This is a genomic window from Prevotella sp. HMSC077E09, from assembly GCF_001814685.1.
Lineage (GTDB): Bacteria > Bacteroidota > Bacteroidia > Bacteroidales > Bacteroidaceae > Prevotella > Prevotella oris.
The window spans coordinates 13,745-39,051 of record NZ_KV817501.1 but is presented as its reverse complement, the minus strand read 5'-3'; the positions used below and the strand labels follow the sequence as shown (position 1 = coordinate 39,051).

Sequence of the window (25,307 nt, the reverse complement as noted above, 5' to 3'; positions counted from 1 at the left end):
TTCGCATTTGGTAGTTGAAACTACCATGTGTTAAAAATCGGATAACAAACTTTACAAAAACAGCGTGTAACTCAAATTACATTCTGCTGCATTATCGATGATGCAGGAATGCAAAACGCAATCACAGGGAACTGAATTCGCAAACGTTTACGTAGAAAAAGGCATAGATTGACACCGTTTTTCCTCGCTGATATGCTGATAAAAATGTATATTTGCAGCAACAATCTACCAAACTATACCTTATAAAATGATGAAAATCAAAAACTGTTTGAGTGTGATGATGCTCTGCATGTTCAGTGCTTTCGGCCTGCAAGCAGCATGGGCACAGGCTCCCGCTTTCCCCGGAGCAGAAGGCCACGGACGTTATGTTACGGGTGGTCGAGGCGGAGAAATCATCCATGTTACTAATCTCAACAATGCCGGAACGGGTTCACTTCGTGCCGCAGTAAGCGGAAACAAGAAGAAAACCATAGTCTTTGATGTGGGCGGAGTCATTCCTTTGGCCTCCGATCTCAACATCGGTCAGAATACAACTATCCTCGGACAGACAGCCCCCTACCCTGGAATTACAATCCGATATTATACCGTTCGCCCGGGTTCAAACAACATCATACGCTTCATTCGCTTTCGCCGTGGACAGGAACGGGACGTGAACGACGGTGCCGATGCCATTTGGAACAACCACCTCACGGGCGTCATCATCGACCATTGCTCGATGAGTTGGAGCATTGACGAACTCGCTTCATTCTACGACAACAATAACTTCACGATGCAATGGTGCATGCTCGGCGAGGCTTTGACCAATGCCGGACATGACAAGGGAGCGCATGGTTACGGCGGCATCTGGGGCGGAAAGTTGGCCAGTTTCCACCATAATTATATAGGAAGTGTAGACAACCGGGCACCTCGTTTCAATGGAGCACGCTACCGTTGGAACGGATATACGGATAATCTTCAATACGCTTCACACCGCTGGAGCAATACAGTGATGGCTGAAAATGTAGACTTTCGCAACTGCGTTCTCTATAACTGGGGAAGCGGAAATGGCTGTTATGGTGGGCCAGGTGGCGGTCAAATCAACATCATCAACAACTATTATAAGGCCGGCCCTGCTACAAAAAACACGAAAAGAGTAACCGAAATCAGCGTCGGTTCTAATGGAAATTCAACCGAAGGCGATATGATTGGCATGACAAGCCGTTACTTCATTCAGGGAAATTACGTTGAAGCTGCAGGCCCACAAGCACAGGATTATGACTGGAAAGGCGTCGCTTTCGACAATGGGGTGCAGACGATTGACGCGCAACCCTACACGCTCGATGCCGGCAACTACTATCAAGACGTTGCCCACAAAACCTATAATGGGAAACCATATGCTGCCATCAAGCTGACAACACCTATTGCGACAGGCGCTGTCACCACGCACAAAGCCACGAAAGCCTATGAGAAAGTGCTGGCCTTTGCAGGCGCTTCGCTCTTTCGCGACACGGTAGACGTGCGGTATAATCAGGAGGCTAACCATGGAACGGCTACTTATACAGGCAGTAAAACAGGCAGACCCGGCATTATAGATGTCGTGAAAGATGTTGACGGTTACACGGAGAAAAACTTCCCAACAGGTAAGCGATTGGCCGACTTCGACCGTGACAATGACGGGCTGCCCGATGCTTGGGAGCAGGCAAACGGACTCAATCCGAACGATGCTACCGATGCCCTTACAAGCTCGCTTGACCCGAAAGGCTATTACACCAACCTTGAAGTCTATGCCAACAGCTTGGTAGAAGACCTTGTGAAAAGGGAGAACCAAGATGCCGAAACGAGCGTCGATGAATATTATCCTGCCTGCAACAAGGCTGCGGGACTTGACTACTACAATGGTAGAACGGTGAAACTTGTCGACCCAAACGACCCTTCCGGGCCGATTGTCGGCGTTGAAAAGACACTCTATTCAACTGATTTTTCTGACTGGACGAGTGCTAAAGCCTCTGCAACGGCAAGCACAGTAAGCCTCCAGACACGTTATAGTCATGAGGAATTAAACTTCACTCTCATTGATACAGAGGTCAGTTCGACCAACAAGAACACTGCTAAATTCCCGAAATGGACAGGTGGTTATCTCATGGCTTCAAAGAGTCCGACGCCTATGGTGACCACTTCTGCATTGAAAAACATCACGAAAGTGCATTTCAAACACGGTGCAACGGGAAGCAAACGTGGCTGGAAACTCGAAGCAAAAGGTAGCGGAGACAAGGATTGGGTCACGCTGAGCAGCAGTGAAGCCAACCCTTCATCAGGTGCCGATGTAGATGTAGAGGTGAACAAAAACAATTGTTGTTTGCGCTTCACCAACCTCACGACAAATCAGAATGCCTATCTCTTTGAACTCGCTATCTATGGCAAAGTAGATCAGAGTTCAACGCCAGTTCTGGCATCGTTCAAAGCCAACGGCAAGGTATATCAGGCTGCTACGCTGTTCAAAGAGCAAGCCGACGGCAGCCAACTGGCTACGATTGAACTGTCGAAAACGCAGTCCATGATTGGCGAAAGCAATCCGCTGACCGATATTATTGCCGAGAACGGCACGATAGAACATATTGCCTATGCAACAACAGACAAGGGATGTCGCGTCACAATAAAGGTCAGTTCGGGGGGTAAGACCATGAACTATGTGGTTGAATTTATCTGGAAATCAAACATCACGCTTACTTATTATAACACTGACGGCAGTGTTATTGGGAAGCAACAGATAGAGAAAGATGCCCCTATCACAGCCTTTTCATATCATGCTTCGAATGTAACCGTGGACAAAGGAAAGGTGTTTCGTGGCTGGTTTGCTGCTGCATCAGGCGCTCACAACCGTAAGATGAGCATAAATGACAAGGTTAGTTCAAACACTGCTCTCTATGCTGTTGCCACGGAAAAAGAAGTTCAAAGCACCAGCAAACGATATACCTTTGACCTCACCGACAGCTATTTCTACGATGAAGATCACGAAGCTTTCAACAGCAAAGGCCCTGCAAAGCATCATGACGGGCAGCATGGTTGGGCCTTTGGAGCATCAGATGATGTTGAATTATTAGTGGGTGGAGACGCTTACATCTTTCTGAAAGGCTGCATTTATTCATCGGGTAATCTCATCATTAAAGACAGTAAAGGAAAGCAATTGGCATCACTGCCGGCAAAAGCTGCTACAGACGGTGCTGTCATCAGCTATGAATATCAAGGCAATGCAGATGTACTTCATCTGTGTTTTGACAATAACGTCTACCTCCATGCTATCACTATTGCAAACACCAAGACCAATCCTGTCGTACAGAATGAGGCGGGATATTATGTTGTTAAGGCCGGAGATGCAGCAAGTTTGCTGAACACTTTACTCATTGCCAATGCCAAAGCAGGCAGTCACCGCACTAAGATTTTCATTCCAAATGGGGTTTATGACCTCGGCGAAACGGTGCTTATACCTATCAACGGCAATAACATTTCGCTCATAGGCGCCTGTGCAGAAAAGACGATTATCCGCAACAAACCAAGCGCTGCCAATGAAGGTATAGCAACAACTGCCACATTTCTCATCATGGGGAATAACACTTACTTGCAGGATCTGACCATAGAGAACGCACTTGATTACTATAACAGCGGTGCAGCCGGACGTGCTGTCACCATTCAAGACAAAGGAAACCGCACCATTTGCAAACATGTAAATCTGCGCTCATATCAGGATACTTATTACAGCAATGGCAACGGACAGTATTACTTCGAGGGTGGAGAGATTCACGGAACTGTGGATTATGTCTGCGGAAGTGGCGATGTTTTCTTCAATAAAGTGAACTTCGTGAACGAACCACGCAGCCTGAACAATGGGGGAACCGACGTCATTGCAGCCCCCTACCCTGCTGAAAACAACCATTTTGGCTACGTGATGCGCGACTGCAAAATCACCAATCTGAACAGAGAAGGCTACTCACTTGGCCGCAGCTGGGGAGGCAAATCGAAACTTGCCTGGATAGGAACAACGATGAATGAACAGCCCCTCAATGAAGGCAACAGCATCAAACGCTTCACGCTCAACGGCATGAACATTGCCGCTTATCAGTTCAAGGAGTACGCCTCTAAAGATGAACAAGATAACATTCTGACACCACAGAAGAATGTTGTAACCTTCACTCACAGCACAGGGGACTACACTTACAACACTACAATGAGTGCAGATTCAGCGGCATTGTTCACACTTGACAAGGTGTTTCCCGACTGGCAACCGGCCGACCTGACTGCACAGGCGACCTCACCTGATGTGAAACTGAATGGGAAAACACTGTCGTGGACAGCTTCTTCAACGGTAACACCCAACCCATGGTATGCTGTTTTCAAGGACAATGAACTCCTCACAATCACCCAATCACTGCAATATACGCTCAAAGATGTAGCGAACGGGGCAATCTATTCTGTGCGGACAGCCAATGCCATGGGTGGTTTCAGTGAACCAACTTCATCATCTGTCACCACCAATCTGCGCAACCTGTCAGCCAATGACAAAGAAGTCGTCCGTACCAACTACTTTCGTCCCGACGGAACAGCATGCAATGCGCAGACTCAAGGCATGGTAGTCGTTGTGCAAGCCTTTGCCGATGGGAGCGTGAAAGCCTGCAAAAGAATTGTAAGATAAACATCAAAGAGAAGACAACACCGATAAAACAAATCGTCAGAAAGGCCTTGCGCATTCCTTGCAGCAAGGCCTTTTGTGAAGAAATCAGCATGGACAAACGCCTCTTCGATAACGCTTTTTAACCTACATATCTTCCTAAGAACTAAAGAAAATGCCTATATTTGCAGCGTAAGACCTTATGGATAACGGCGTATAACGCATAGACAAAAGCAAAGGAAACGTAAAAGAGAGTTATAAAAAAGCACCGGTCCGCGTTCAAACAACAAAGTGGAAAGTGCATCATCAATAATAAATTACATAACAGAAAGCAACATGAAGAAACTATTATTCACGTTGACGCTCATGCTGATAAGCATTGGAGCGTTTGCCCAAGCCAAGACTATTGAGCTGGGTGCAAGGTTGAATTACGCCACCGAACAGCCTCACTTGGGCTTCGGAGCAATTGCACGATACAACATCGACAATCATTTCAGACCGGAGTTCACTGCTAATTTCTATCCGAAGAGCGACAACAAAGTCAGTGCATGGGATGTAAACATGAACTTACATTACCTCTTTCACATCACCAATCGGTTCAAAGTATATCCTCTCGGCGGTATGACTATCGTCGGAGCTGACTATGACGGCCCCGGCGCGAGCGTCAGTTCAACCAAAGCCGGCCTTAATCTTGGAGGCGGTATACAGTTAAATATCGCTCCCAACCTGCATTTCAATGCCGAAACCTACTATCAGTTTGTTTCTGATATTGACCGTGGTGTGATGGATGTCAGCTTGGTTTACGTGTTCTAAGCAACCACTGAAACGATACAGTTACAGGCAACCTATTTGCAAATTAAATGCAAACCGAATCTGCCTTAACCTTTAGAAGACATTGAACTTAACATAGGGAAGACGCTCTTGAAAGTCTTCCCTATGTTATATCTCCCCGCAGAAAGTCTGGCAAGAAACACTGAATGTTTGGAAAAACAATGTCAGGAAACTTCGCAATAAAACCGTTCTTTTTTCCTTTCCAAATAGAAACAGAAATGCTTTCTTCCACGATGATGCAGCCCCTTTTCATGGTTTTGGCGTGCTCATTTGCAGCCCATTACATTGTAACTTGCGTCATTAAGCATCGCTATTTGCATCAAATCAGCACGTAAAATGACTTGAATGAGCCACTGAAATGGTGCAAATCACTTCGTTTTTTCATGTAAAGAGAACTATTAAAACGGCTTTATCTCCATAATCACCTGACTTACAATACTTTACAAAACAGCCTGAAAACTCGCGTTTTCAGAGCGAGATTGACTTTCAAGAAAACTGTGCAAATCTCATGAAGCAATTTGTAAATAATTGTGTCTTGTTTTCTCTTGTATGGAGAATACATTGTTGATATGATTCAATGTGTCTTTGCAAAGCACCCATATTAATATAATAAGGTGAACAATTCCATTGTCAACAGCGCACAACTTAAAACAAAGGGCCATTTAGTTAAATAGTATTTATTTTCCAATGGAAATTTGTTTATTCGGAAATTAACCTCTATATTTGCAATGTTTTCCAATGGAAACAAAAGTAAAACAAGTATTCACCCCTAATGAGGAAATATGAAAAGAAAGATAATCTTCATGGCCTTGGCTGCTACAATCGGCCTGAGTGCATGCTCACAAAACAAGAGTGGCAAGACGCCTACAGAGACAAAGCAAAATAATCAAAAACAAGTAAAGGAGAAAAAGATGAAAGTAACAGAGCTGACAGCAGATGTATTTAAGAAGCAAGTGATGGACTATGAGAAGCATCCTAACGAGTGGGTGTTCGAAGGTGAACGTCCTGCGGTGATTGATTTCTATGCCACCTGGTGTGGTCCCTGCAAGGCAACGGCCCCGGTGATAGACGAACTTGCAGGCGTATATGACGGCAAAGTAGATTTCTATAAGGTTGATGTTGACAAACAGGAAGAACTTGCAGCCCTCTTCGGTGTACGTAGTATTCCAACGCTTCTCTTTGTGCCAAAGACCGGGAAACCCACCATGCAGGTGGGTGCAATGAACCGCCAACAGTTGGAAGATGCAATTAAAAGCACATTGCTCAAATAAAAAATGAATGCTGATGGACAGGGAATGTATTTGTAAAATCAGAGACATTTACCGTAATATAGCTGCTTTTGAAGCTCAACTTCAAAGGCAGCTACACTTGAATATGAATGATGCCATGCTGCTATGTATCGTTGCAGAGCATGAGAACATCAGTTCGGGAGAGCTTGCCGACGAGCTGCAACTCACGCCGTCAAACGCATCAAAGGTGATTGCCTCTTTGGAAAACCGAAATCTTATCAAGCGAAAGACATGTAAAGAAGACAAGCGTTGCATGCGCTTTGCTATCACCAAAGATGGAAAAGAGCTGTTGGAACACTTTACATGCGACTCACTTCAACTGCCCGAACAGCTGCAAAGTCTGACAATATAAACAATATTACATAAATCAATGAACATGAAGAAAGAAAAGAATATCAGGGAAACAACGTTGTCATCAGAGTGTACAACCATCATTGTCGGCGACCAGATGAGCACTGACGGCTCACGTTATCTGTGCCGTTCGAGCGATTTTGATGCGATGATGGCTATCAACTATGAGTTTCATGAAAACACAACTGACGGGCCAACTGAGTTTGTAGCCAAGGACAGTGGCTTCAGATGCCCACTTCCCAAGACTGCTCTGGGCTACACAGCTCTGCCGGATTACCAGTTCCCGGGCGAATGGGGAAGTGCCGGTTTCAATACAGTTGGCGTGGGAATGAGTTCAACAGAGACGATCTTCAGCAGCCAAAAGGCACTTGAATACGACCCTTATGTGAAAGATGGATTGGCAGAAAACTGCACGTATAACATCGTCTTACCTTACATTCACACAGCACGTGAAGGTGTGGAACGCCTTGGGAAACTGATTGAAGAATATGGTTCGGCCGAGGGTTTCGGTATCGGTTTCATTGATGATAACGAGATTTGGTATCTTGAAAACGCATGCGGTCATCGTTGGCTTGCTTGCAAAATGCCTCGCGACCAATATTTCGTTACAGGCAATCAAAGCCGTTTCCGCGACTTTGATCCTAACGACAAAGAAAACTATTTGGCTTCAGATGACTTGATTTCCTTTGCTGAAAAGAACGGACTTTACGACCCGAAGCAAGGCAAGTTCGATTTCCATGAAGCCTATTCACACGACTGTAAGGATGCCGATCGTGATGATTTCACGTATAACTACCCCCGTGTGTGGGGCATTCAGAAACTGCTTTCGCCCTCTGTCAAGAACGATGTGAGCCGCAATACGTTCCCCGTTTTCGCCAAAGCTGACGAGAAAATAAGTCTTCAAACATTGCGTAAAGCTTTCCGCTTTCACTATGATGGCACCGCACATGACCCCTACTTGCACAACAACGGCAAGGAACCTTATCGGCCGGTTTCTATCTTCCGCACGACACAGACACACATCATTCAAGTGCGTCCAAACCTTCCACAGAGCATCGGACACATCACTTATGTGGCTCTCGGCATGGCAGATTTAGGCGTATTTCTACCGCTCTATCAAGGCGTAAAGCGTGTTCCTGAAGCCTATACCCGCGGTAGAGGGAAAGCTGATCATGAGTCGGCATACTGGAAGTTCCGTAAGGTGATGACCTTAGGAATGGTCAATTACAATGCTTATGCACCAATCATCAAAGACCGTTATGCACAGTTGGAGATTGAAAATGACCGCTTGCAACATGATTTCGAAGCCCAGTATCTCGTTGTTTACAAAGACAATCCGCAGCGAGCTAACACGATGTTGCAGCAATTCTCAGACCGATTGCTTCATCGCGCGCTTGATGTGGCCGACCATCTGCTCAATGAACTATTCACTCAAATGACTTTCGACACACAGAATGAATACCTGTTCCACGGAGCATAGAAAGGGAAAAAGTCAAGAAAGTAAAAGAGGGAAAAGATTTGTTTTCCGGCATTTTACCTAAAAAGGAAACCGCATCGGGAAGATTACTCGATGCGGTTTTTGATGTATAGTGTATGACAAAACTTAGCCAATCATGCGTTTCATGTCTTCATCTACGGTAGTGATACCTCCTAACCCGAAGTTTTCTACAAGGACTTTCAGCACACCTTCCGACACGAATGCAGGCAGTGTAGGGCCTATGTGGATATTCTTCACGCCTAAAGACAACAGTGCCAGCAGCACGATAACGGCTTTCTGCTCATACCAAGCGATGTTGAAAGCAATAGGAAGTTCGTTGATATCGTTGGCTCCGAATATCTCTTTAAGCTTCAAAGCGACTACAGCCCAGGAATAAGAATCGTTACATTGGCCTGCATCAAGCACGCGGGGAATGCCGTTTATGGCGCCAAGATCGAGCTTATTATACTTGAATTTCGCGCAGCCACTCGTCAAGATAACAACGTCTTTCGGTAATCTTGCAGCGAATTCTTCGTAATAATTGCGGCTCTTCATACGTCCGTCGCAACCACTCATGACTACAAACTTACGGATTGCACCGCTCTTTACGGCCTCAACTACTTTGTCGGCAAGGGCAAAGACCTGTGCATGTGCGAAGCCACCCACTATTTCTCCGTGTTCAATTTCAGTCGGAGCCTGACACGTTTTGGCCAAGGCTATCACCTCAGAGAAGTCTTTATGTCCGTCAGCTCCGGCCTCAACATGTTTCCATCCGGGGTAACCGGCAGCATTAGTCGTAAAGACACGGTCCTTATAACTGGCTTTTGGAGAAGGGGGAACGATACAGTTGGTCGTGAAAACGATAGGGCCGTTGAACGTCTCAAACTCTTCCTTCTGCTTCCACCAGGCATTACCGTAGTTGCCTACAAGATGCTTATACTTCTTCAACTGTGGGTAGTAATGGGCTGGAAGCATTTCACCGTGGGTATAAACATCAATGCCTGTGCCCTCGGTTTGCTTCAAAAGATCTTCTATATCCTTAAGATCGTGACCGCTGATAAGTATGCCAGGGTTCTTGCCTACACCGATATTGACCTTCGTAAGCTCTGGATTTCCATAGACTTCTGTATTGGCTTTGTCGAGCAGTGCCATGACATCAACACCGTATTTGCCTGTTGTGAGCACACAATTGAGCAGTGTTTCCATGCTTGAATCAGGGTCAGTGATTGTGTAAAGCGCTTCACTCATGAAATCAATGATAGCAGAACTATGCTCCCCAAGACGTGAAGCATGCTCATAATAGGCTGCCATTCCCTTTAAACCCAACACGGTAAGTTCCTTCAGAGAACGCAGATCGGCATTCTCTGTGCGCAGAACACCCTCGCGTTTACCCTCTGCTTCAAAGTCATCTTCATCTCCTCCCCACTTCACTTCGGGCCAATCCGGGAGTGAAACACTTTCTTCTGATGCTTTATCTGCCAATTGTTTCTTCAACACAATGCCGTCGGTTATCTTGCGAAGAATGGCATCATCGTCGAAATTGGCATTCGTAATCGTCGTAAAAAGAGCATCCGTAAGAAAGTCTTCTACAGCAGGAAAACTTTCTTTTCCAGCCTTCTTAAGACAATGGTCAATGGTTCCTACTCCACGAACTACGCTCAACAGCAGGTCTTGCCATTGGCTGGTTTCAGCTGTTTTGCCACAAACGCCCTGAATTGTACACCCTGTTCCCTTTGCTGTTTCCTGGCATTGGAAACAGAACATCTTGTTTTCTGTCATCATGTTTTTGTTTATCTATGTTTCAATTTGTGGTGCAAAGTTAGCTCATCCATATCCTTTGCTTTGGTAACAATTGTGACTCGAGAGGCGTTAATGATTATTAAAACGAGAGAACTGAATACATTTTCTTTTCTCTTTTCTTACGCTTTTTCTTGCTTTTTCCATTTTCTTCTTCTATATTTGACACGACATTATCTATTCACCCATGAAAGGACTTGAAGTAAAGGAACTCAAACAAGTGGTCATCCGCTTTTCAGGCGACTCGGGAGATGGCATGCAATTGGCCGGAACTATATTCTCCTTGGTATCGGCAACGGCCGGAAACAGCATTTCAACTCTACAGGATTATCCTGCCGACATACGTGCTCCGCAAGGTTCTCTGACTGGAGTCAGTGGCTATCAAGTAAAGATTGGCGATGAAGAGGTACATACTCCGGGCGACAAATGTGACGTGCTTGTAGCCATGAATGCAGCTGCTTTGAAAACACAGATACAGTATGCTTCACCCACAGCTACTATCATCATCAACATTGATTCGTTTGAGGAAGAAGACCTTCGAAAGGCAGAATTCAAGACAAACAACTATCTCAAAGAACTCGGAATCAAGGCCGACCATGTGGTAGCCTGCCCTATAACGACTATGGTCAAGGCCTGCTTGAAAGGCGAAGACATTGCCCCAAAGACGGTTCTTAAATGCAGAAACATGTTTGCTTTGGGCATAGTTTGCTGGCTATTCAACCGCAGTCGCAAGAGAGTTGTGGACTATATTGCCCATAAGTTCAAGGACAAACCGCAGATTGCCGACTGCAACATCCGCGTACTTCATGCCGGATACGACTATGGGCACAACACCCATGCGTCGGTTCCTGCCACTTATCGCATCGAATCTATTCACAAAAAGCCGGGCCGCTACATGGACATCACGGGCAACAAAGCCCTGTCTTACGGTCTCATTGCTGCAGCAGAAAGAGCCAACTTGCCGCTCTTTCTCGGCAGTTATCCCATTACTCCCGCCACAGATATCCTCATTGAGCTGTCTAAACACAAGTCACTTGGTATCGTTACCATGCAATGTGAAGACGAATTGGCTGCCTGCGCATCGGGTATCGGAGCTTCTTTTGCCGGCTCACTTGCTGTTACTTCAACCTCCGGACCAGGCATCTGTCTCAAGTCGGAGGCTATAAATCTGGCGGTTATGGATGAACTTCCACTCGTCATTATTGATGTTACACGCGGTGGTCCCTCTACAGGTTTGCCCACAAAGACCGAACAAAGCGACCTACTTCAAGTGCTCTTCGGGCGCAATGGAGACAGTCCGATGCCGGTTATTGCCCCAATATCGCCCACAGATTGCTTTCACTCAGCTTATTTAGCCTGTCAGATTGCAGTGCAACACATGACACCTGTCGTCGTACTGAGCGATGCTTACATCGCCAATGGCTCGGGAGCATGGCGCCTCCCCATTGTAACTGAACTGCCGGAGATACGTCCTCACAAGGTAAAAGCCAACTCAACAACCCCTTACAGTCCTTATCAACGTGACCCGGAGAGCCTCGCACGCTATTGGGCTACGCCCGGAATGCAGGGCTGCGAGCATGTTGTTGGCGGATTGGAAAAGGACAATGAGACCGGAAGCATATCCAACAAACCCGATAACCACGCCCTGATGACACGGTTAAGAGCCGAGAAAGTGGCCCGAATTCCAGTAACTGACATCCACGTTCTGGGGGATAAGAACGATGCAGACCTATTGATAGTCGGCTTCGGAGGCACCTTCGGACACCTTTATACAGCCATGGAAGAGCTGAGAAAGCATGGGCGTAAGGTGGCATTGGCACACTTTCGAGTCATCAATCCGCTGCCCAAGAACACGGCAGAAGTGTTCAGAAGCTACCCCAAAGTGGTGGTGGCAGAACAGAACACGGGGCAGTTTGCAGGCTATCTGCGCATGAAAATCGATGGTTTCTACCCAAGACAATACAATGAAGTGAAAGGACAACCATTCATGGTCGATGCTCTTGTCACTGCATTTCAACAGATTATCAACGAATAAAACACTGCTATGGAATACACAGTCAACGATTATAAAAAAGGAAAACCACGCTGGTGCCCAGGTTGCGGCGACCATTTCTTCTTGGCTTCTCTACAGAAAGCAATGGCCGAATCAGGCATTCCACCTCATGAAACGGCAGTCATTTCGGGCATAGGTTGCAGCGGACGCCTGTCTTACTACGTCAACACCTACGCCATGCAGACTATCCATGGGCGTGCGGCTGCTATTGCAACCGGCGTGAAAGTGGCCAATCCGCAGCTCACAGTATGGCAGATTTCGGGAGATGGAGACGGACTTGCCATCGGCGGTAACCACTTCATACACGCCTTAAGACGCAATATCGACATCAATATCATACTGCTCAACAACCGCATCTATGGCTTGACGAAAGGCCAGTACTCTCCAACTTCACCGCGAGGCTTTGTCTCTAAGTCGAGTCCCTACGGCACAATAGAAGATCCTTTCCGTCCGGCTGAACTATGTTTCGGCGCACGTGGTCGCTTCTTTGCACGCACTGTGGCCAACGACGGCGCCCATACGGTGGCAACACTCAAGGCAACCCAACAGCACAAAGGGGCTTCGGTATGCGAAGTTTTGCAGAACTGCATGATCTTCAACAATGGGACTTATGCCCCAATCTATACACGGGAAGGACGTGCCGAGCATGCCATTTACTTGGAACATGGCCGTCCGATGCGCTTTGGAAAGCACAAAGAATATGGCTTAATGCAAGAAGGCTTCGCACTTAAAGTCGTGAAATTAGGCGAAAACGGCATCACAGAGCAAGACATTCTCGTGCATGATGCCCACTGTGAAGACAACACTTTGCAGCTGAAATTGGCCATGATGGACAATGAGCACGGTTTTCCTGTGGCCTTGGGCGTTATCCGCGACGTTGCCGCCCCTACTTATGAAGACTGCATCTACAGTCAGATTAAAGAGGTGAAAGCCCGAAAAAGATATCACAATTTCACTGAATTGCTCGAAACAAATGATATCTGGACGGTTGAATAAAGCGCCATTCAGCGTGTGCAACTCACACAGCATGTGCTGCATGTTCAACCCATTATGTTTAACAAAACATTCAAGATTGCTCCATATACTACGCAAGTTATGCGCTGATTTGACGCGAATCGCAATGCTTTCCCCGTTTTCTTGGCCTATGCTTACAAGTATATGGCGTTTTCAACAAAAACGAATGAAAAGGTTGTCTCCGTCAGAAAATAATCGTATATTTGCCTCTAAAATCAATAATGAGTAGAAAAACGATGGATGAGAACAATGAGTTGATGACTACACAACCCTTCAATGTGGCTTTTGGAAAGCATGAAGTTTCCTCCATTGAAGAGAACATATTGACGACCATCGGAGGCACTTTGCAGAATCAGACGACCAACAAGGCGAGCATTTCTCACGACTTGCAGAATATTGCTTACATTGAAGTGAACTGCAATGAAATAGGGAAAAAGAACGACAAACAACGTGTTCTGAATAAGATTTAGAGGCAGAAGACTGAACAGGGCGCATGCAACAGGAGGATAACTACACATTTCTCACCCGGGAACCGATACCGAAAGTGATTGGAACAATGGCTGTTCCGACAATCATTTCAATGCTTGTCACCAACTTGTATAACATCGTTGATACTTACTTTGTGGGCAAGATTGACACACAGGCAACGGCAGCTGTAGGCATCGTTTTCTCTGTAATGTTCTTCGTTCAGGCCTTTTCTTTCTTCTTTGGAAACGGTTCAGGCAATTATATCTCGCGGCAGTTGGGCAGCCGTAACCGTCGAAATGCCGAGCTTATGGCTACTACTGCACTCGGTTATGCACTCTTTACATCGCTCATCATCGTGGCTTTGGGGCTGCTTTTCTTAGATAAAATCTCAATCCTTTTAGGCAGCACACCGACCATTCTGCCCTATACGCGCCAGTATCTCGGCATCTCTTTGCTTGGCACTCCCCTCATCATGTGTACCCTCTGCATGAACAATCAGATGCGTTTTCAGGGCTATGCGCGCTATTCCATGTATGGAATTATCGCGGGAGCCGTAGTGAACTGCGTGCTCGATCCCCTCTTTATTTTCGGTTTCGACATGGGAATCAAGGGCGCAGCTACCGCTACTGTAGTCGGCCAATTGGTAGGACTCGTGGTGATGTTTGTCATGAGCAGGCATAAGAACATTATCCATTATACACCGCGAAACTTCTCGCATCGTCGGATGTTTATTAAGGAAATCATTGCCGGGGGCACGCCTTCCGTGTCGCGACAAGGCCTTGCAAGCGTGGCAACAATCGCATTGAATGTGAGCGCATCTCAGTATGGTGACGCCGCAATTGCAGCCATGAGCATCGTCAACCGCATTATGATGTTCATCTTTAGTATCATCGTTGGCCTCGGACAAGGCTATCAACCGATGTGCGGTTTCTGCTATGGTGCGCAGCTGTATGAGCGTGTAAAGGGTGGTTTTTGGTTCTGTGTGAAACTCGGATCGGCTTTTCTGCTCTTCTGGTCTGTAGTGCTTTTCATCTTCAGCGACGGTGCCATAGAACTCTTCCGCAATGATGCTGACGTGATTTCCATAGGCATCCGTGCGCTGAGATACCAGTTGTTGATATTTCCTTTCTGGGCTTTTCTCATCATGGCCAATATGATGATGCAGACATGTAGAAAGCCTATACGGGCCAATATCCTTGCAGCTTCACGCCAAGGCCTGTTTTTCATCCCCCTCATTCTTGTGCTTCCGCGTTTCTTCGGACTTACAGGTGTTGAGATTTGTCAGGCATGCAGCGACTTCGTTTCATTGCTTGTGACCATTCCTATCGTTTATTCGGCCTTTCGGGAGATGCGTGTCTGAGGGCGGTTTTATAATCCGTTAAAGAATAAGAACTATAAAAATAAATCCAAATATGAGTGTAAAGATAGCAGTAGCAGGTACAGGTTACGTTGGGTTGAGCATTGCAACGCTGCTCAGCCAGCATCATCATGTGACAGCAGTTGACGTCATTCCCGAGAAAGTTGAACAGATAAACCGTCGTCAGTCGCCCATACAAGACGAATATATCGAGAAGTATCTGCGCGAGAAACCACTTGATCTTATGGCTACAACAAATGCTGTTGCAGCCTATCGCGATGCAGATTTCGTCGTCATTGCTACGCCCACAAACTATGACCCGGTAAAGAATTACTTCGATACCACCCATGTTGAAGAAGTCATCGAACTCGTCATGCAGGTCAATCCCACGGCTATCATGGTCATCAAGAGTACCATTCCGGTAGGTTATACCGAGGGAATAAGAAAGAGATATGCCTGTGAAAACATCCTCTTTGCTCCCGAATTCCTGCGCGAAAGCAAAGCCCTTTATGACAATCTCTACCCGAGTCGCATCATCATCGGACGTCCTGAAGGCGACCAACAACTCGATGAAAAGGCCCATGAATTCGCTGCACTCTTGCAGGAAGGTGCCATTAAAAAAGACATAGACACGCTTTTCATGGGACTCACCGAGGCCGAAGCGGTGAAGCTGTTTGCCAACACCTATCTTGCACTTCGCGTGAGCTATTTCAACGAACTCGATACTTATGCCGAATCGAAAGGCTTAGATACGAAGTCGATTATCAGTGGAGTAGGACTTGATCCGCGTATCGGCACGTTCTATAATAACCCTTCTTTCGGCTACGGAGGCTACTGTTTGCCCAAGGATACAAAGCAACTTCTGGCCAATTATGCCGATGTTCCGGAGAACTTAATCCAAGCAATTGTCGAGAGTAATCGCACAAGAAAGGACTTCATTGCCGACAGAGTGTTGCGTATGGCAGGCTATTATGACTACTATCACCATGGAGATTACAGCGCAAAGGAAGAGAAAAAGTGCTGCATCGGCGTGTTCCGTCTGACGATGAAATCACATTCGGACAACTTCCGACAGAGCAGTATTCAGGGGGTGATGAAACGCATCAAGGCCAAAGGAGCACAGGTAATTATCTATGAACCGACGCTCGAAGACGGTTCAACTTTCTTCGGCAGCCGCGTCGTGAACAACCTTGAAACCTTCAAAGCACAGTCGGATGCCATCATTGCCAACCGTTACGACAGTTGCCTTGACGACGTAGAAAGCAAGGTTTATACACGTGACATCTTCCGCAGAGACTAACATTTCATCTTATAGTTACTGTTATGACAAAAGAACAAACAACGTATATTAAGGGCATTGCCATATTGATGATGCTCTTCCTTCACCTCTTCAACCACTGGAACCCCGGTGAATATAGTGCATGGCTCTATATCGGAGACCGTCCATTGGTAAACATCATAGCGCGTGCCTGCAGTCCGGTAGGCATCTTCCTCATGCTCAGCGGCTATGGTTTACATTATGTTTATGTGCGCAACAAACTAAGTCTGAAGGGACAAGTAAAGCGCCTGTTGAAGATTTATATACACTATTGGCTCATTCTCCTCATTTTTGTCAGCATCGGACATTATGTAAATGAGTCCGCATATCCTGGCAGTTTATCGAAGTTAATGCTGAATGTTTCGAGTTTAAGCAGTTCATACAACTCTGAAACTTGGTTCCTCTTCCCTTACACTTTGCTGTCTCTTACGGCGCCATTTGTATTTAGATTTATTAACAAATGGGGGGGGGGTACGCAGTTCTTTCCGTATCGTTTGTCCTGTATACCATTAGTGTATATATCATCAGTCGATACATAGCTCCGGCTAAAGACTATGATGCTTGGTATAATTTTGTATTGGTTTATTTCGATGTTCTGCTATCTTTTGTTGTGGGAGCAGTGTTCCATTTCTATGTAAACAAAGGGAAATGGCGTGCTCGATTCTTGGAAAATCACTCGTCATATGCTGTCGTTGCACTCGTAACAACTTTCATTATCAACTGCTTTTTTACGATATCAGTCATTGCACCGGCATTTGAATTCATTTATGTTTTCCTGTTAGTTCATATCAAATTCAATGTGCACATAGCACATATTCTGCAACGACTTGGACGGCAATCCATGGTGATGTGGATGACGCATTCATTCTTCTGTTATCATCTTTTCCATGACTTTATCTATGGATTTAAGTATCCGTTAGTTATTTATGTTGTATTGATTGTAATCAGTTATGTCGTTTCCATTCCGATTACTTCAATGGCTAAGCAGATCATCAGCAGACTACCTTTCTTGCAAAACGCAAAAGCATAAATGCTCTTTTCAATTTTTCTTATAGTCTCTTTCCCCTTAATGACAGAGAGGAAAGAGACTAAACTCGTTATCTTCTGCTTGTTTCAGAAGCGCGAAGTGTCGGCTTCTTTGCGCTTTTTCTCCTTATATCCACCGAACTTATACGTGAAAGAGAGACCGAAAGTGCGGTAACAGGAGTAATCGACACTAAGATCTTGTCCCTTGAAACGGACGTAAGGATCAATCGTTTCCGTTTGGAACAGGTCGTTGCAGAATAGGCGCAACGAAGCTTTCTTCTTCATAAACGCCCATTGCGCACTAAGGTTCACGCTGCCTGATGACGGCAAATCATACGTGGCTTGAATGCTCTTAGAGCGTATCCTGGCATTTACTGAAAGGTTGATGTCGGGCTTTGTTGATACGGTCAGCGTATTGTTCAGCGTCACAGCGCCCCAAATTCTATGGCGATTGAATGGAATATCATAGAAGTCTTCGGCCTTCTCGTGTCGCCAAATGCCCAACAATGTGAGACGGGAGGACAACACTTTACCAAACTGTTGAGGGATAACCATCTGCACACCTGCCTGTTCTGAGAAGTTAAAATTAAAGTTCTTATAGCTTAATGACAGTCTGTCGGGGCGCTGATATACCGTTTGAATGAAGTAATTATCGATATGCGTGAACCATGTAACCAACTGATATTTGTTCTTCAGAAGATAGAGTAATTGCAGCTGATACTCACTCGAAGGCTTCAAATATGGGTTTCCTGTAATCTCACTATAGCCTCCATCATAGTATGCCGTGAATGGAGTCATTGTCCAATAAGCAGGATACTCTCGTTTATTGCTTAGGCCTAATTGCAATAAATGGCCTTCTTTGGGGCGGTAAGTAAGGTTCAGTGTAGGATAGAAATGCCACTCGTGCCATAACAAAGTGTGGTAATATTCAGCGGCCAAAGAAGCCTCGGCAGAAAGCTTTTTGCCGAATTCCTTATTGCTTCCTACATAGAAATTCACACTCTCTTCGCGCAATCGCGTGTATGAGGACTGCGGACTGTAGCCTGTTGTAGAGTGTACTTGCACGTAGTTTTGACTGCCGTGATTGATACTTGTGGTATAAGTTGCCCCGTAATTCAGCCCCCATCCGCCTTTCAATTGATGTTCTTTTGCAAGATAAAATCGCCATCGGTTAATCCGCTGCTCGTTATCAACAGCGAGGCGCATCATGCCGGTCGGGATAGTACTCTGAAGGTTCTCATGCGATGGGTCGTGGTAATATGTAAGCTCTCCACCGGCTTTCAGCCCGAAAGGAGCAGTGTAGTCAAGCCGCAGGTTGTGCAGCCATGTGTGTGTTTTAATATCCGAAAGACTCGTGATATTCCCTGTAGTAGTCTGCTGACTTGAACCGCTTGTGTTAGTCATCTGATAGATCAGAGTGAGCGAATGATCCTTACTGAAATTGTAATCCATGCCTAACCGCACCCTGTGACCATAGCCTTTATAACGGTTTGGCGCAAAGGATTCGATGTGATGTGTGGTTCCGTCATTGAGGGTATGACGCGAGTTGAATTCTATTGTCCTATAGGTTTTCCGGTTAACATGCTGATAAAACAGGTCCATGGCAAACTTCTTGCTGTTCAAAAGCAAGGTTCCATGCTCGTCAAATGTAGGTTCATGCTTCTGCGCCCATACTCCACCAAGTTCTCCCTGCAATGGCGTTTCACTGTCACCGCCATGTTTCAGTCGTATGTTTACTACTGCTCCACGCACCTGAAGCTTAGCCGGAGCATTGTAATACACCTCTACTTTGTCTATTTTACTTGGGGGCATAGCTTTCAGAAGCGCTGTAATTTCGTCGGCAGAAAGCGTGGAAACTTTGCCGTCAATGATGAAAGTTGTACCGAAACCTGCTAAGGAAAGCTTCCCATCCTGCTCCATGATGCCGGGTAATTCCTTTAAGGCTTCATAGACATTTGATGCACCTTTCTTGGCAATCAGACGTGGAAGGTCATAGATAATAGCGCTTCCCTGTACTTTGGCAAGTGGTCTTTCGCCCTTAATCATCACGTCAGGGAGGGTGTGAACAACGCTGTCCATGTGCAGCGAATCAGCTTTTTGGGCATACAACCCAAGGCAGGAATAAAAACAGATAAAAGCAATAAAAAGTCTCATATTTATGGTATTTAAACATTATTCCTGACACAAAGCTACATAAAAATAATTAATTCTACCCTCTATTTTCTTAAAATTCACGTTCTTTATCCATTGTTCTCAGACATTAAACAATGACAACCAACACTTCTAAAGACTTTTAACCCCGTGTCTTTCATACTGATAAGGCAAAGTGAGCAGCGTTGAAATCATGTGTGAAAAGCACCATTCGGCACTGCAAAAAAACAGTTGAAAGTTTTCGTAATTATTGACATTGAAAGTTGGCAGCCGTTGTTCTGTTTTTCCGTAAAAGCCAAATGGGGTGCTGATTTCTTTCTTTTTAATTCGCCATATGAGGCATATTGCGTTGCAATCTGCGTCAGATAAGCACACAACTTGACGCAGATGACAATGTAACTTGACGCAGATTGCACCGCATTTTGACGCATCTTACAAGACCTTTTGCAGCAAGGCATGAAAAAAGGGAAAGCACATAGTCACTTTCCCTACGGCAAAGATAATCATTTTTTGAGGCAAATGCAAATCTGACATCAAGTATTTTTACATTTTTCGGCTATTCTTACAGGGAGTAAGATGAATGTAGAATGAATTTCAATTCACAATTCACAATGCATGATTTATAATTGATTTCTCCTGCAACAACAATCGTCTTACCTTTCGACATGCTGTTTATCGGTGGCTTTTATCCTAATTTCCAACACTTTATATACATTCGTTTGGAATTTCAGATAATATCATTTATCTTTGCATCAAAACCCTAATGTATGTTGAAATATGGACGAAAGATTATCCAATATCTTTTTAAGAAACGGCAAAAGTGCCATGGAATACGTGTTGTGTTTGCATCAAGGAGTGAGGCAGATTGCGACAGAAGCCATATTCGAATGTTTGAGATTGGGCTATCCTCTGAACAATATGGAGATTACGAGCAAGGCACGAGAGCTGCTGCGCAAACGTGCGAAGGGGAGCGCTTGATTGGTATTTCACGTACTGAAGGAACGTTTATACCCAAAGAGAAATAGGGGCTGTTTGGAGTTAACTCCCTTTATTTTATTTCGCCTTATCATAGACTATTCAAAGATGTTAATGCTATTTAAAATCGTATAAATAAATCATTGACGGGGTATAATGCGTTGTTTTTTTTCGTACTTTTACGGCGGATATCATTCAAGGCATGCGTATTGACACGCCGACATGCCCCTTTTGGACACCGATGAAGCCAAGAACGACGATAAAACTCATATATGTCTGGACATTGATTTTAATGTTCACATCGTCTGTTGTGCTTAAAGGTTTCCACTATCACGACTCTTCTTATCACGGCAAAGCAAAGGTTTCGGCCAGTCATGAAGCCTCGGTGAAGCAGGTTTGCAGCGTGTGTGACTACATCATGCACAAGTCGACTGTGGTCAAGCCGATGATGTTTGTGCCCGTTGTAGCGGTAAGTTGGGTTGAAAGATGTGTCTTCACAGAACAAACTGTCTATCAGGTTGTTGCGTCTGTCAACAGCCATTCGCCTCCGACAGTAGGCTAATCGTCACCTTACAGCATAGGGGATAAGTGTGCACTTGCGTGTGCACGCATGGCCGTATCATGGCCTTTTCATCGGTTCTTCGCACAAATGAGAGGCAGAAGAACCCGCTATTGACATTTAATTTTCAGATTATGATGCTCAAATTGAAATCAGGCAAGCATCAGTGGGCAGGCGTTTTATTCGCATGCCTGTGCTGGTGTATGCCGTCAGAAGCACAGAAACAGACTTCCGATAAACCTGTCCACGACTCCATTTGCCTACATGAAGTTGTGGTTTCGGCCCGCCGTCAGATGATGGGAGCCAATCAAGTAGGCAGCCAAATCAGTCAGACAGCCATCACAGATGCCATGGGGCGCTCCTTAGGTTCATTGCTTGAAGGCGTCAGCGGCATGAGTTCCATACAGACAGGAACGATAGTTTCAAAGCCCGTTATCCATGGTATGTATGGCAATCGCATTCTCATGGTGAGCAATGGGGCCCGATTAACCGGCCAACAATGGGGCGCAGACCACGCTCCCGAGGTAGATAAGAACAGCTATAGTGACATTGAGGTGGTGAAAGGAGCAGATGCCGTTAAATATGGTTCTGAGGCACTTGGCGGTATCATTCTCATGCAACCGTCGCCTCTGCCCTATGAAGTCAGCGGGCTTCATGGCATGGTTTCAACCCTTTATGGCACGAATGGCAGGCGCTTCGGAGCATCGGGTTATGTTGAAAGCAGCTTCAAATGGCACGGTAACTGGGCGTGGCGTCTGCATCTGAACAGCGAGAACGGAGGTGACAGAAGCACGGCACATTACTTGCTTAACAATACAGGAATGCGCGAGAACGACCTTTCGTTGACTCTTGGTTACAGCCGTGAGGCATGGCGGTTGGAGGCCGGATACAGTCTGTTTGCCCAGAAATTAGGGGTCATGCAGAGTGCACAGATGGGCAATGAGCAGCTGCTTCAAGAGCGTATCAGACTCGGACGGCCCGTTGATATCATGCCTTTCAGTCGGCATATTGGCTATCCTTTTCAGCAAATCAACCATCACACGGCTTATTTCAAAGCCTTTTTTGACGATCAAAACATAGGACATTTCGCTTTCCAGTCTACCTTTCAGCAGGACAACCGACGTGAAAATCGTATCCGAAGACTGAACCATTCCGACATTCCTACGGTCAGTCTGCATCTGAATTCATGGCAGAATGCACTCGTTTGGAACAAGGGTTACGGACAATGGAAAAGCGAAGCAGGCGCTCAGATGCTTGTAACCGACAACCATAATGAGCGTGGAACGGGTGTCGTTCCTATCATCCCGAACTACACCGAGGTGGCTTTCGGCCTCTATGCACTGCAGAAACTCACGGCCAACCGCTGGGGATTGGAGGCCGGAGTGCGTTTCGACGGGCAGCAAACCAAGGCCGACGGCTACGATTGGACAGGCAGGAGATATGGCGGGAAACGTGATTTCACGAACTTTACCTATAGTATCGGCGGCCATTATCACATCAACAAGCAACTGAAAGTGACGTCACATTTCGGTGTCGCTTGGCGTGCTCCGCACGTCTATGAGCTTTATAGTAACGGCAATGAACTAAGCTCCGGCATCTTTGTCAGAGGTGATTCGACACTTCGTTCGGAGCAGAGTTACAAGTGGATTACATCGTTGAAGTATGCCCATAAGTACTTCAACGTTCAGCTTGACGGCTATCTTCAGTGGATCAACAACTACATCTATGACCAGCCTACGGGCCGAAATATCACCGTTGTATCGGGAGCTTATCCCGTGTTTCAATACAGGCAGACACGTGCTTTCTTTCAAGGTGTAGACTTAGATGCCCACATCAAACCCATCAAATCACTCGACTATCACTTTGTTTCGGCAATGATATGGGCGCGTGAAATGCCGTCTCACGCCTATCTTCCCTACATTCCAAGTTTTCGCCTGACACATTCGCTGACGTGGTCGCTGCCTTTCTGCAAGGCATATTCGCCCAAGATAGGGCTTAGCCACCGCTTTGTGGCCAAGCAGACACGCTTCAATCCGGCCACAGATCTCATTGCTTTCACTCCCGATGCCTATCATCTCGTGGGCTTTGAAGCCAGTCTTTCTGTGCCGATGCGTGAGGGAATGTCACTCCGAATGAGTCTGATGGGCGACAACATCCTTAACCGCGAGTATAAGGAATATACCAACCGCAGCCGCTACTACGCTCATGATATGGGGCGTGATATACGCTGTATGATTACATGGAACTTCTAATTAAAACATAAAACGATGAAAACAAAGAAATTTATAAACGGCTTTGTGCTTGCTTTAAGCACTGTCATAGCCAGTATGTTCGTGGCTTGTAACCCCGAAAAACCCGAGAATGAGAAGGAAAATAAACTGCATGAAGACCCTGTCCGCGCTGTCTTTATGTTGCAGGAAGGTACCCTTGATGATGCCGCAAACTTCGACAAAACACCGAAAATGGCCAATTTCAAGGCGTCTTCTGTGCCGGCCCAGGTGATTGAATGGCAGACCACAAAAGGCGAGGGCTGGCATGTAACGAGCGAAAACAAGGCTTTTAAGGTGAAGAACAGCGTTGACAACCCTTCCGTTGTCTATCTTCTGAAGATGGAATACTATAATGATAAGGGCGAAATGATGAACAGTCAGTTCTTCAATCTCGGTCAGGATAAGATACATCAGCACTTCTTCTCGATGTTCAAACAAGTGAAGTATCAAGGTGGAATAAGTTCTGTTCGCGTCACTGACAAGGCAGAACTGCCCTACGATTACCGCTATATAGACGAGTTGAACGGTACTTTCATCGGCGAAACTAACCCGATGGGCTTCCAGGGTCTCATCAAATTCGTGAAGCCCGGCCGCCAGTTTACGCTTTCTGTTGACCTGCTTCACGCCGCAGAAAGCAAGTTCGGAGACGACGGAAAGCCTTCTCCTTTCTATAATCCGGCAAGGAAATTAGTCAGCACCGGACAGTGGGACATCAATGTCAAGCTTCCAATTACGATTGATGGACAGTCGAATGAGCGTGCAGAACTCGATCCTTCGCTCTTCAACCCGGCTAAAGCGGTGATTGAAATCTATAACGGACACCTGCACGGTCCACATGCTTTCCATCAGAACTCAATACCTAAAGAGGTTAAATATATCGGTCGTAACTATAAACTTACCTATACTTTGGAAAACGGTAAGTGGGTAGCTGACGCGCAGAATGCCAAGTCTGTCAATCTCATGGGCAGCAATAACGGTCATTATGTGTCGGCTTTCGTCATTCATTATTATGACAAAGCAGGCCATGATATCACTTCGCAAATCACCGAAAACGGGGAAGACAGCCATTATCAACACTTCTTCATGGTAGACAATATCCGTCCTTCTTACGGTGGAAAGAAAGAGAGTGACGACGTAAACTCGCCGAAGTTCTTCTCTTATTTCTATTGTGACACAACTCCATGGAACAAGACCAACCATTTTGACGGAGCCGATTTTACGGGTGAAAAGAACCCTATCGGCGTGAAAGGCTACTTTAAGTTTCTGCACACCCATAAGCAGTTTAACCTCGAAATACGCCTGATGCGCGCCCGAAACTCTAAGTTCAAGGATGGCAAGACAAGTGGGTTCTGTGCACCATCCGGTAGTCAATTGACGGATGAAGCATGGATGCCGACTATCAATGTGCCTATGAATATCTATATGGACAGCGATGAACGGGAAGTTAATGACAAGGTTTACAACACCGATTTTGACAAGTTAAGCAATGATGCAAAGGACTATACACAGAAAGACTTGACATCAATTCGTTCGCTCATGGAGGCTTTCGGACTGACTAATCTCAAAGAAGCCGTTCTTGATTTCTGGTGGAATTTCAAGGGCGATGCAAATCCTGAAGCCGGCAGTTTCTGGTTTTAAGAGGAGGAAGGAAGCCTCTCCCCCCAACCCCTCTACTAAGGAATAAGGGAGGAAGAAAGCCTCTCCCCCAACCCCTCTCCGAAGAGAGAGG

General features: G+C 45.9%; 18 protein-coding genes. 16 read left to right on the top strand and 2 right to left on the bottom strand.

Annotated elements, in window-relative coordinates; translation table 11 throughout:
- Nucleotides 1-247 precede the first annotated feature (247 nt).
- The 5 genes from HMPREF2983_RS01850 to HMPREF2983_RS01830 all read left to right on the top strand — a co-directional run bounded on the left by HMPREF2983_RS01850 (nt 248) and on the right by HMPREF2983_RS01830 (nt 8,593).
- Nucleotides 248-4,666, top strand: a complete 4,419-nt coding sequence (locus HMPREF2983_RS01850; protein WP_070666110.1) for a pectinesterase family protein — start codon at nt 248-250, stop codon at nt 4,664-4,666.
- A 312-nt stretch (nt 4,667-4,978) separates the two neighbouring features.
- Nucleotides 4,979-5,455, top strand: a complete 477-nt coding sequence (locus tag HMPREF2983_RS01845; RefSeq protein WP_070666107.1) for a porin family protein — start codon at nt 4,979-4,981, stop codon at nt 5,453-5,455.
- 800 nt (nt 5,456-6,255) lie between these two features.
- A complete protein-coding gene (trxA, locus tag HMPREF2983_RS01840; protein ID WP_070666104.1) occupies nt 6,256-6,744 on the top strand; it encodes a thioredoxin in 489 nt (162 codons plus the stop codon).
- 13 nt (nt 6,745-6,757) lie between these two features.
- Complete coding sequence (locus HMPREF2983_RS01835; RefSeq protein WP_004377045.1) at nt 6,758-7,114, top strand: MarR family transcriptional regulator; 357 nt, start codon at nt 6,758-6,760, stop codon at nt 7,112-7,114.
- A gap of 18 nt (nt 7,115-7,132) precedes the next feature.
- Nucleotides 7,133-8,593 (top strand): C69 family dipeptidase, encoded by a 1,461-nt coding sequence (locus HMPREF2983_RS01830; RefSeq protein ID WP_083314837.1) that lies wholly within the window; start codon nt 7,133-7,135, stop codon nt 8,591-8,593.
- 123 nt (nt 8,594-8,716) lie between these two features.
- On the opposite strand, the gene hcp is transcribed toward HMPREF2983_RS01830, so the two are convergent.
- Nucleotides 8,717-10,369 carry a hydroxylamine reductase gene (gene hcp, locus HMPREF2983_RS01825; protein WP_070666123.1) on the bottom strand — a complete coding sequence of 551 codons (1,653 nt, stop codon included), beginning with the start codon at nt 10,367-10,369 and terminating at the stop codon, nt 8,717-8,719.
- Nucleotides 10,370-10,574: 205 nt separating this feature from the next.
- On the opposite strand from hcp, the gene HMPREF2983_RS01820 reads away from it, so the two are divergent.
- From HMPREF2983_RS01820 to HMPREF2983_RS14225, 7 genes are all read left to right on the top strand, one after another.
- Nucleotides 10,575-12,422, top strand: a complete 1,848-nt coding sequence (locus tag HMPREF2983_RS01820) for a 2-oxoacid:acceptor oxidoreductase subunit alpha (protein WP_070666101.1) — start codon at nt 10,575-10,577, stop codon at nt 12,420-12,422.
- Nucleotides 12,423-12,431: 9 nt separating this feature from the next.
- Nucleotides 12,432-13,436 carry a 2-oxoacid:ferredoxin oxidoreductase subunit beta gene (locus tag HMPREF2983_RS01815; protein ID WP_070666098.1) on the top strand — a complete coding sequence of 335 codons (1,005 nt, stop codon included), beginning with the start codon at nt 12,432-12,434 and terminating at the stop codon, nt 13,434-13,436.
- A gap of 239 nt (nt 13,437-13,675) precedes the next feature.
- Entirely contained in the window at nt 13,676-13,924 is a 249-nt protein-coding gene (locus HMPREF2983_RS01810) for a hypothetical protein (RefSeq protein ID WP_070666095.1), read from the top strand.
- Nucleotides 13,925-13,947: 23 nt separating this feature from the next.
- Entirely contained in the window at nt 13,948-15,282 is a 1,335-nt protein-coding gene (locus HMPREF2983_RS01805) for an MATE family efflux transporter (protein ID WP_070666092.1), read from the top strand.
- A gap of 52 nt (nt 15,283-15,334) precedes the next feature.
- Nucleotides 15,335-16,579, top strand: coding sequence for a nucleotide sugar dehydrogenase (locus HMPREF2983_RS01800; RefSeq protein WP_070666090.1), 1,245 nt, complete (start codon nt 15,335-15,337; stop codon nt 16,577-16,579).
- A 23-nt stretch (nt 16,580-16,602) separates the two neighbouring features.
- Nucleotides 16,603-17,136 (top strand): acyltransferase family protein, encoded by a 534-nt coding sequence (locus HMPREF2983_RS14230; protein ID WP_246829315.1) that lies wholly within the window; start codon nt 16,603-16,605, stop codon nt 17,134-17,136.
- On the top strand, nt 17,058-17,627 hold the full coding sequence (locus tag HMPREF2983_RS14225) for a hypothetical protein (RefSeq protein ID WP_246829314.1): 570 nt from the start codon (nt 17,058-17,060) through the stop codon (nt 17,625-17,627). The genes HMPREF2983_RS14230 and HMPREF2983_RS14225 overlap by 79 nt, the downstream gene beginning before the upstream one ends.
- A gap of 83 nt (nt 17,628-17,710) precedes the next feature.
- On the opposite strand, the gene HMPREF2983_RS01790 is transcribed toward HMPREF2983_RS14225, so the two are convergent.
- The gene (locus HMPREF2983_RS01790) at nt 17,711-19,702 is read right to left on the bottom strand and encodes an outer membrane beta-barrel family protein (protein ID WP_246829313.1); all 1,992 of its coding nucleotides are present in this window, start codon (nt 19,700-19,702) and stop codon (nt 17,711-17,713) included.
- Nucleotides 19,703-20,551: 849 nt separating this feature from the next.
- Between HMPREF2983_RS01790 and HMPREF2983_RS01780 the strand changes: the two genes are divergently transcribed.
- The 4 genes from HMPREF2983_RS01780 to HMPREF2983_RS01765 all read left to right on the top strand — a co-directional run bounded on the left by HMPREF2983_RS01780 (nt 20,552) and on the right by HMPREF2983_RS01765 (nt 25,216).
- The gene (locus tag HMPREF2983_RS01780; RefSeq protein WP_168166195.1) at nt 20,552-20,752 is read left to right on the top strand and encodes a hypothetical protein; all 201 of its coding nucleotides are present in this window, start codon (nt 20,552-20,554) and stop codon (nt 20,750-20,752) included.
- A gap of 238 nt (nt 20,753-20,990) precedes the next feature.
- Complete coding sequence (locus HMPREF2983_RS01775; RefSeq protein WP_246829312.1) at nt 20,991-21,311, top strand: hypothetical protein; 321 nt, start codon at nt 20,991-20,993, stop codon at nt 21,309-21,311.
- Nucleotides 21,312-21,442: 131 nt separating this feature from the next.
- Nucleotides 21,443-23,560, top strand: coding sequence for a TonB-dependent receptor (locus tag HMPREF2983_RS01770; RefSeq protein ID WP_070666119.1), 2,118 nt, complete (start codon nt 21,443-21,445; stop codon nt 23,558-23,560).
- A gap of 15 nt (nt 23,561-23,575) precedes the next feature.
- The gene (locus HMPREF2983_RS01765; RefSeq protein ID WP_070666078.1) at nt 23,576-25,216 is read left to right on the top strand and encodes a hypothetical protein; all 1,641 of its coding nucleotides are present in this window, start codon (nt 23,576-23,578) and stop codon (nt 25,214-25,216) included.
- The last annotated feature ends 91 nt before the right edge of the window (nt 25,217-25,307 follow it).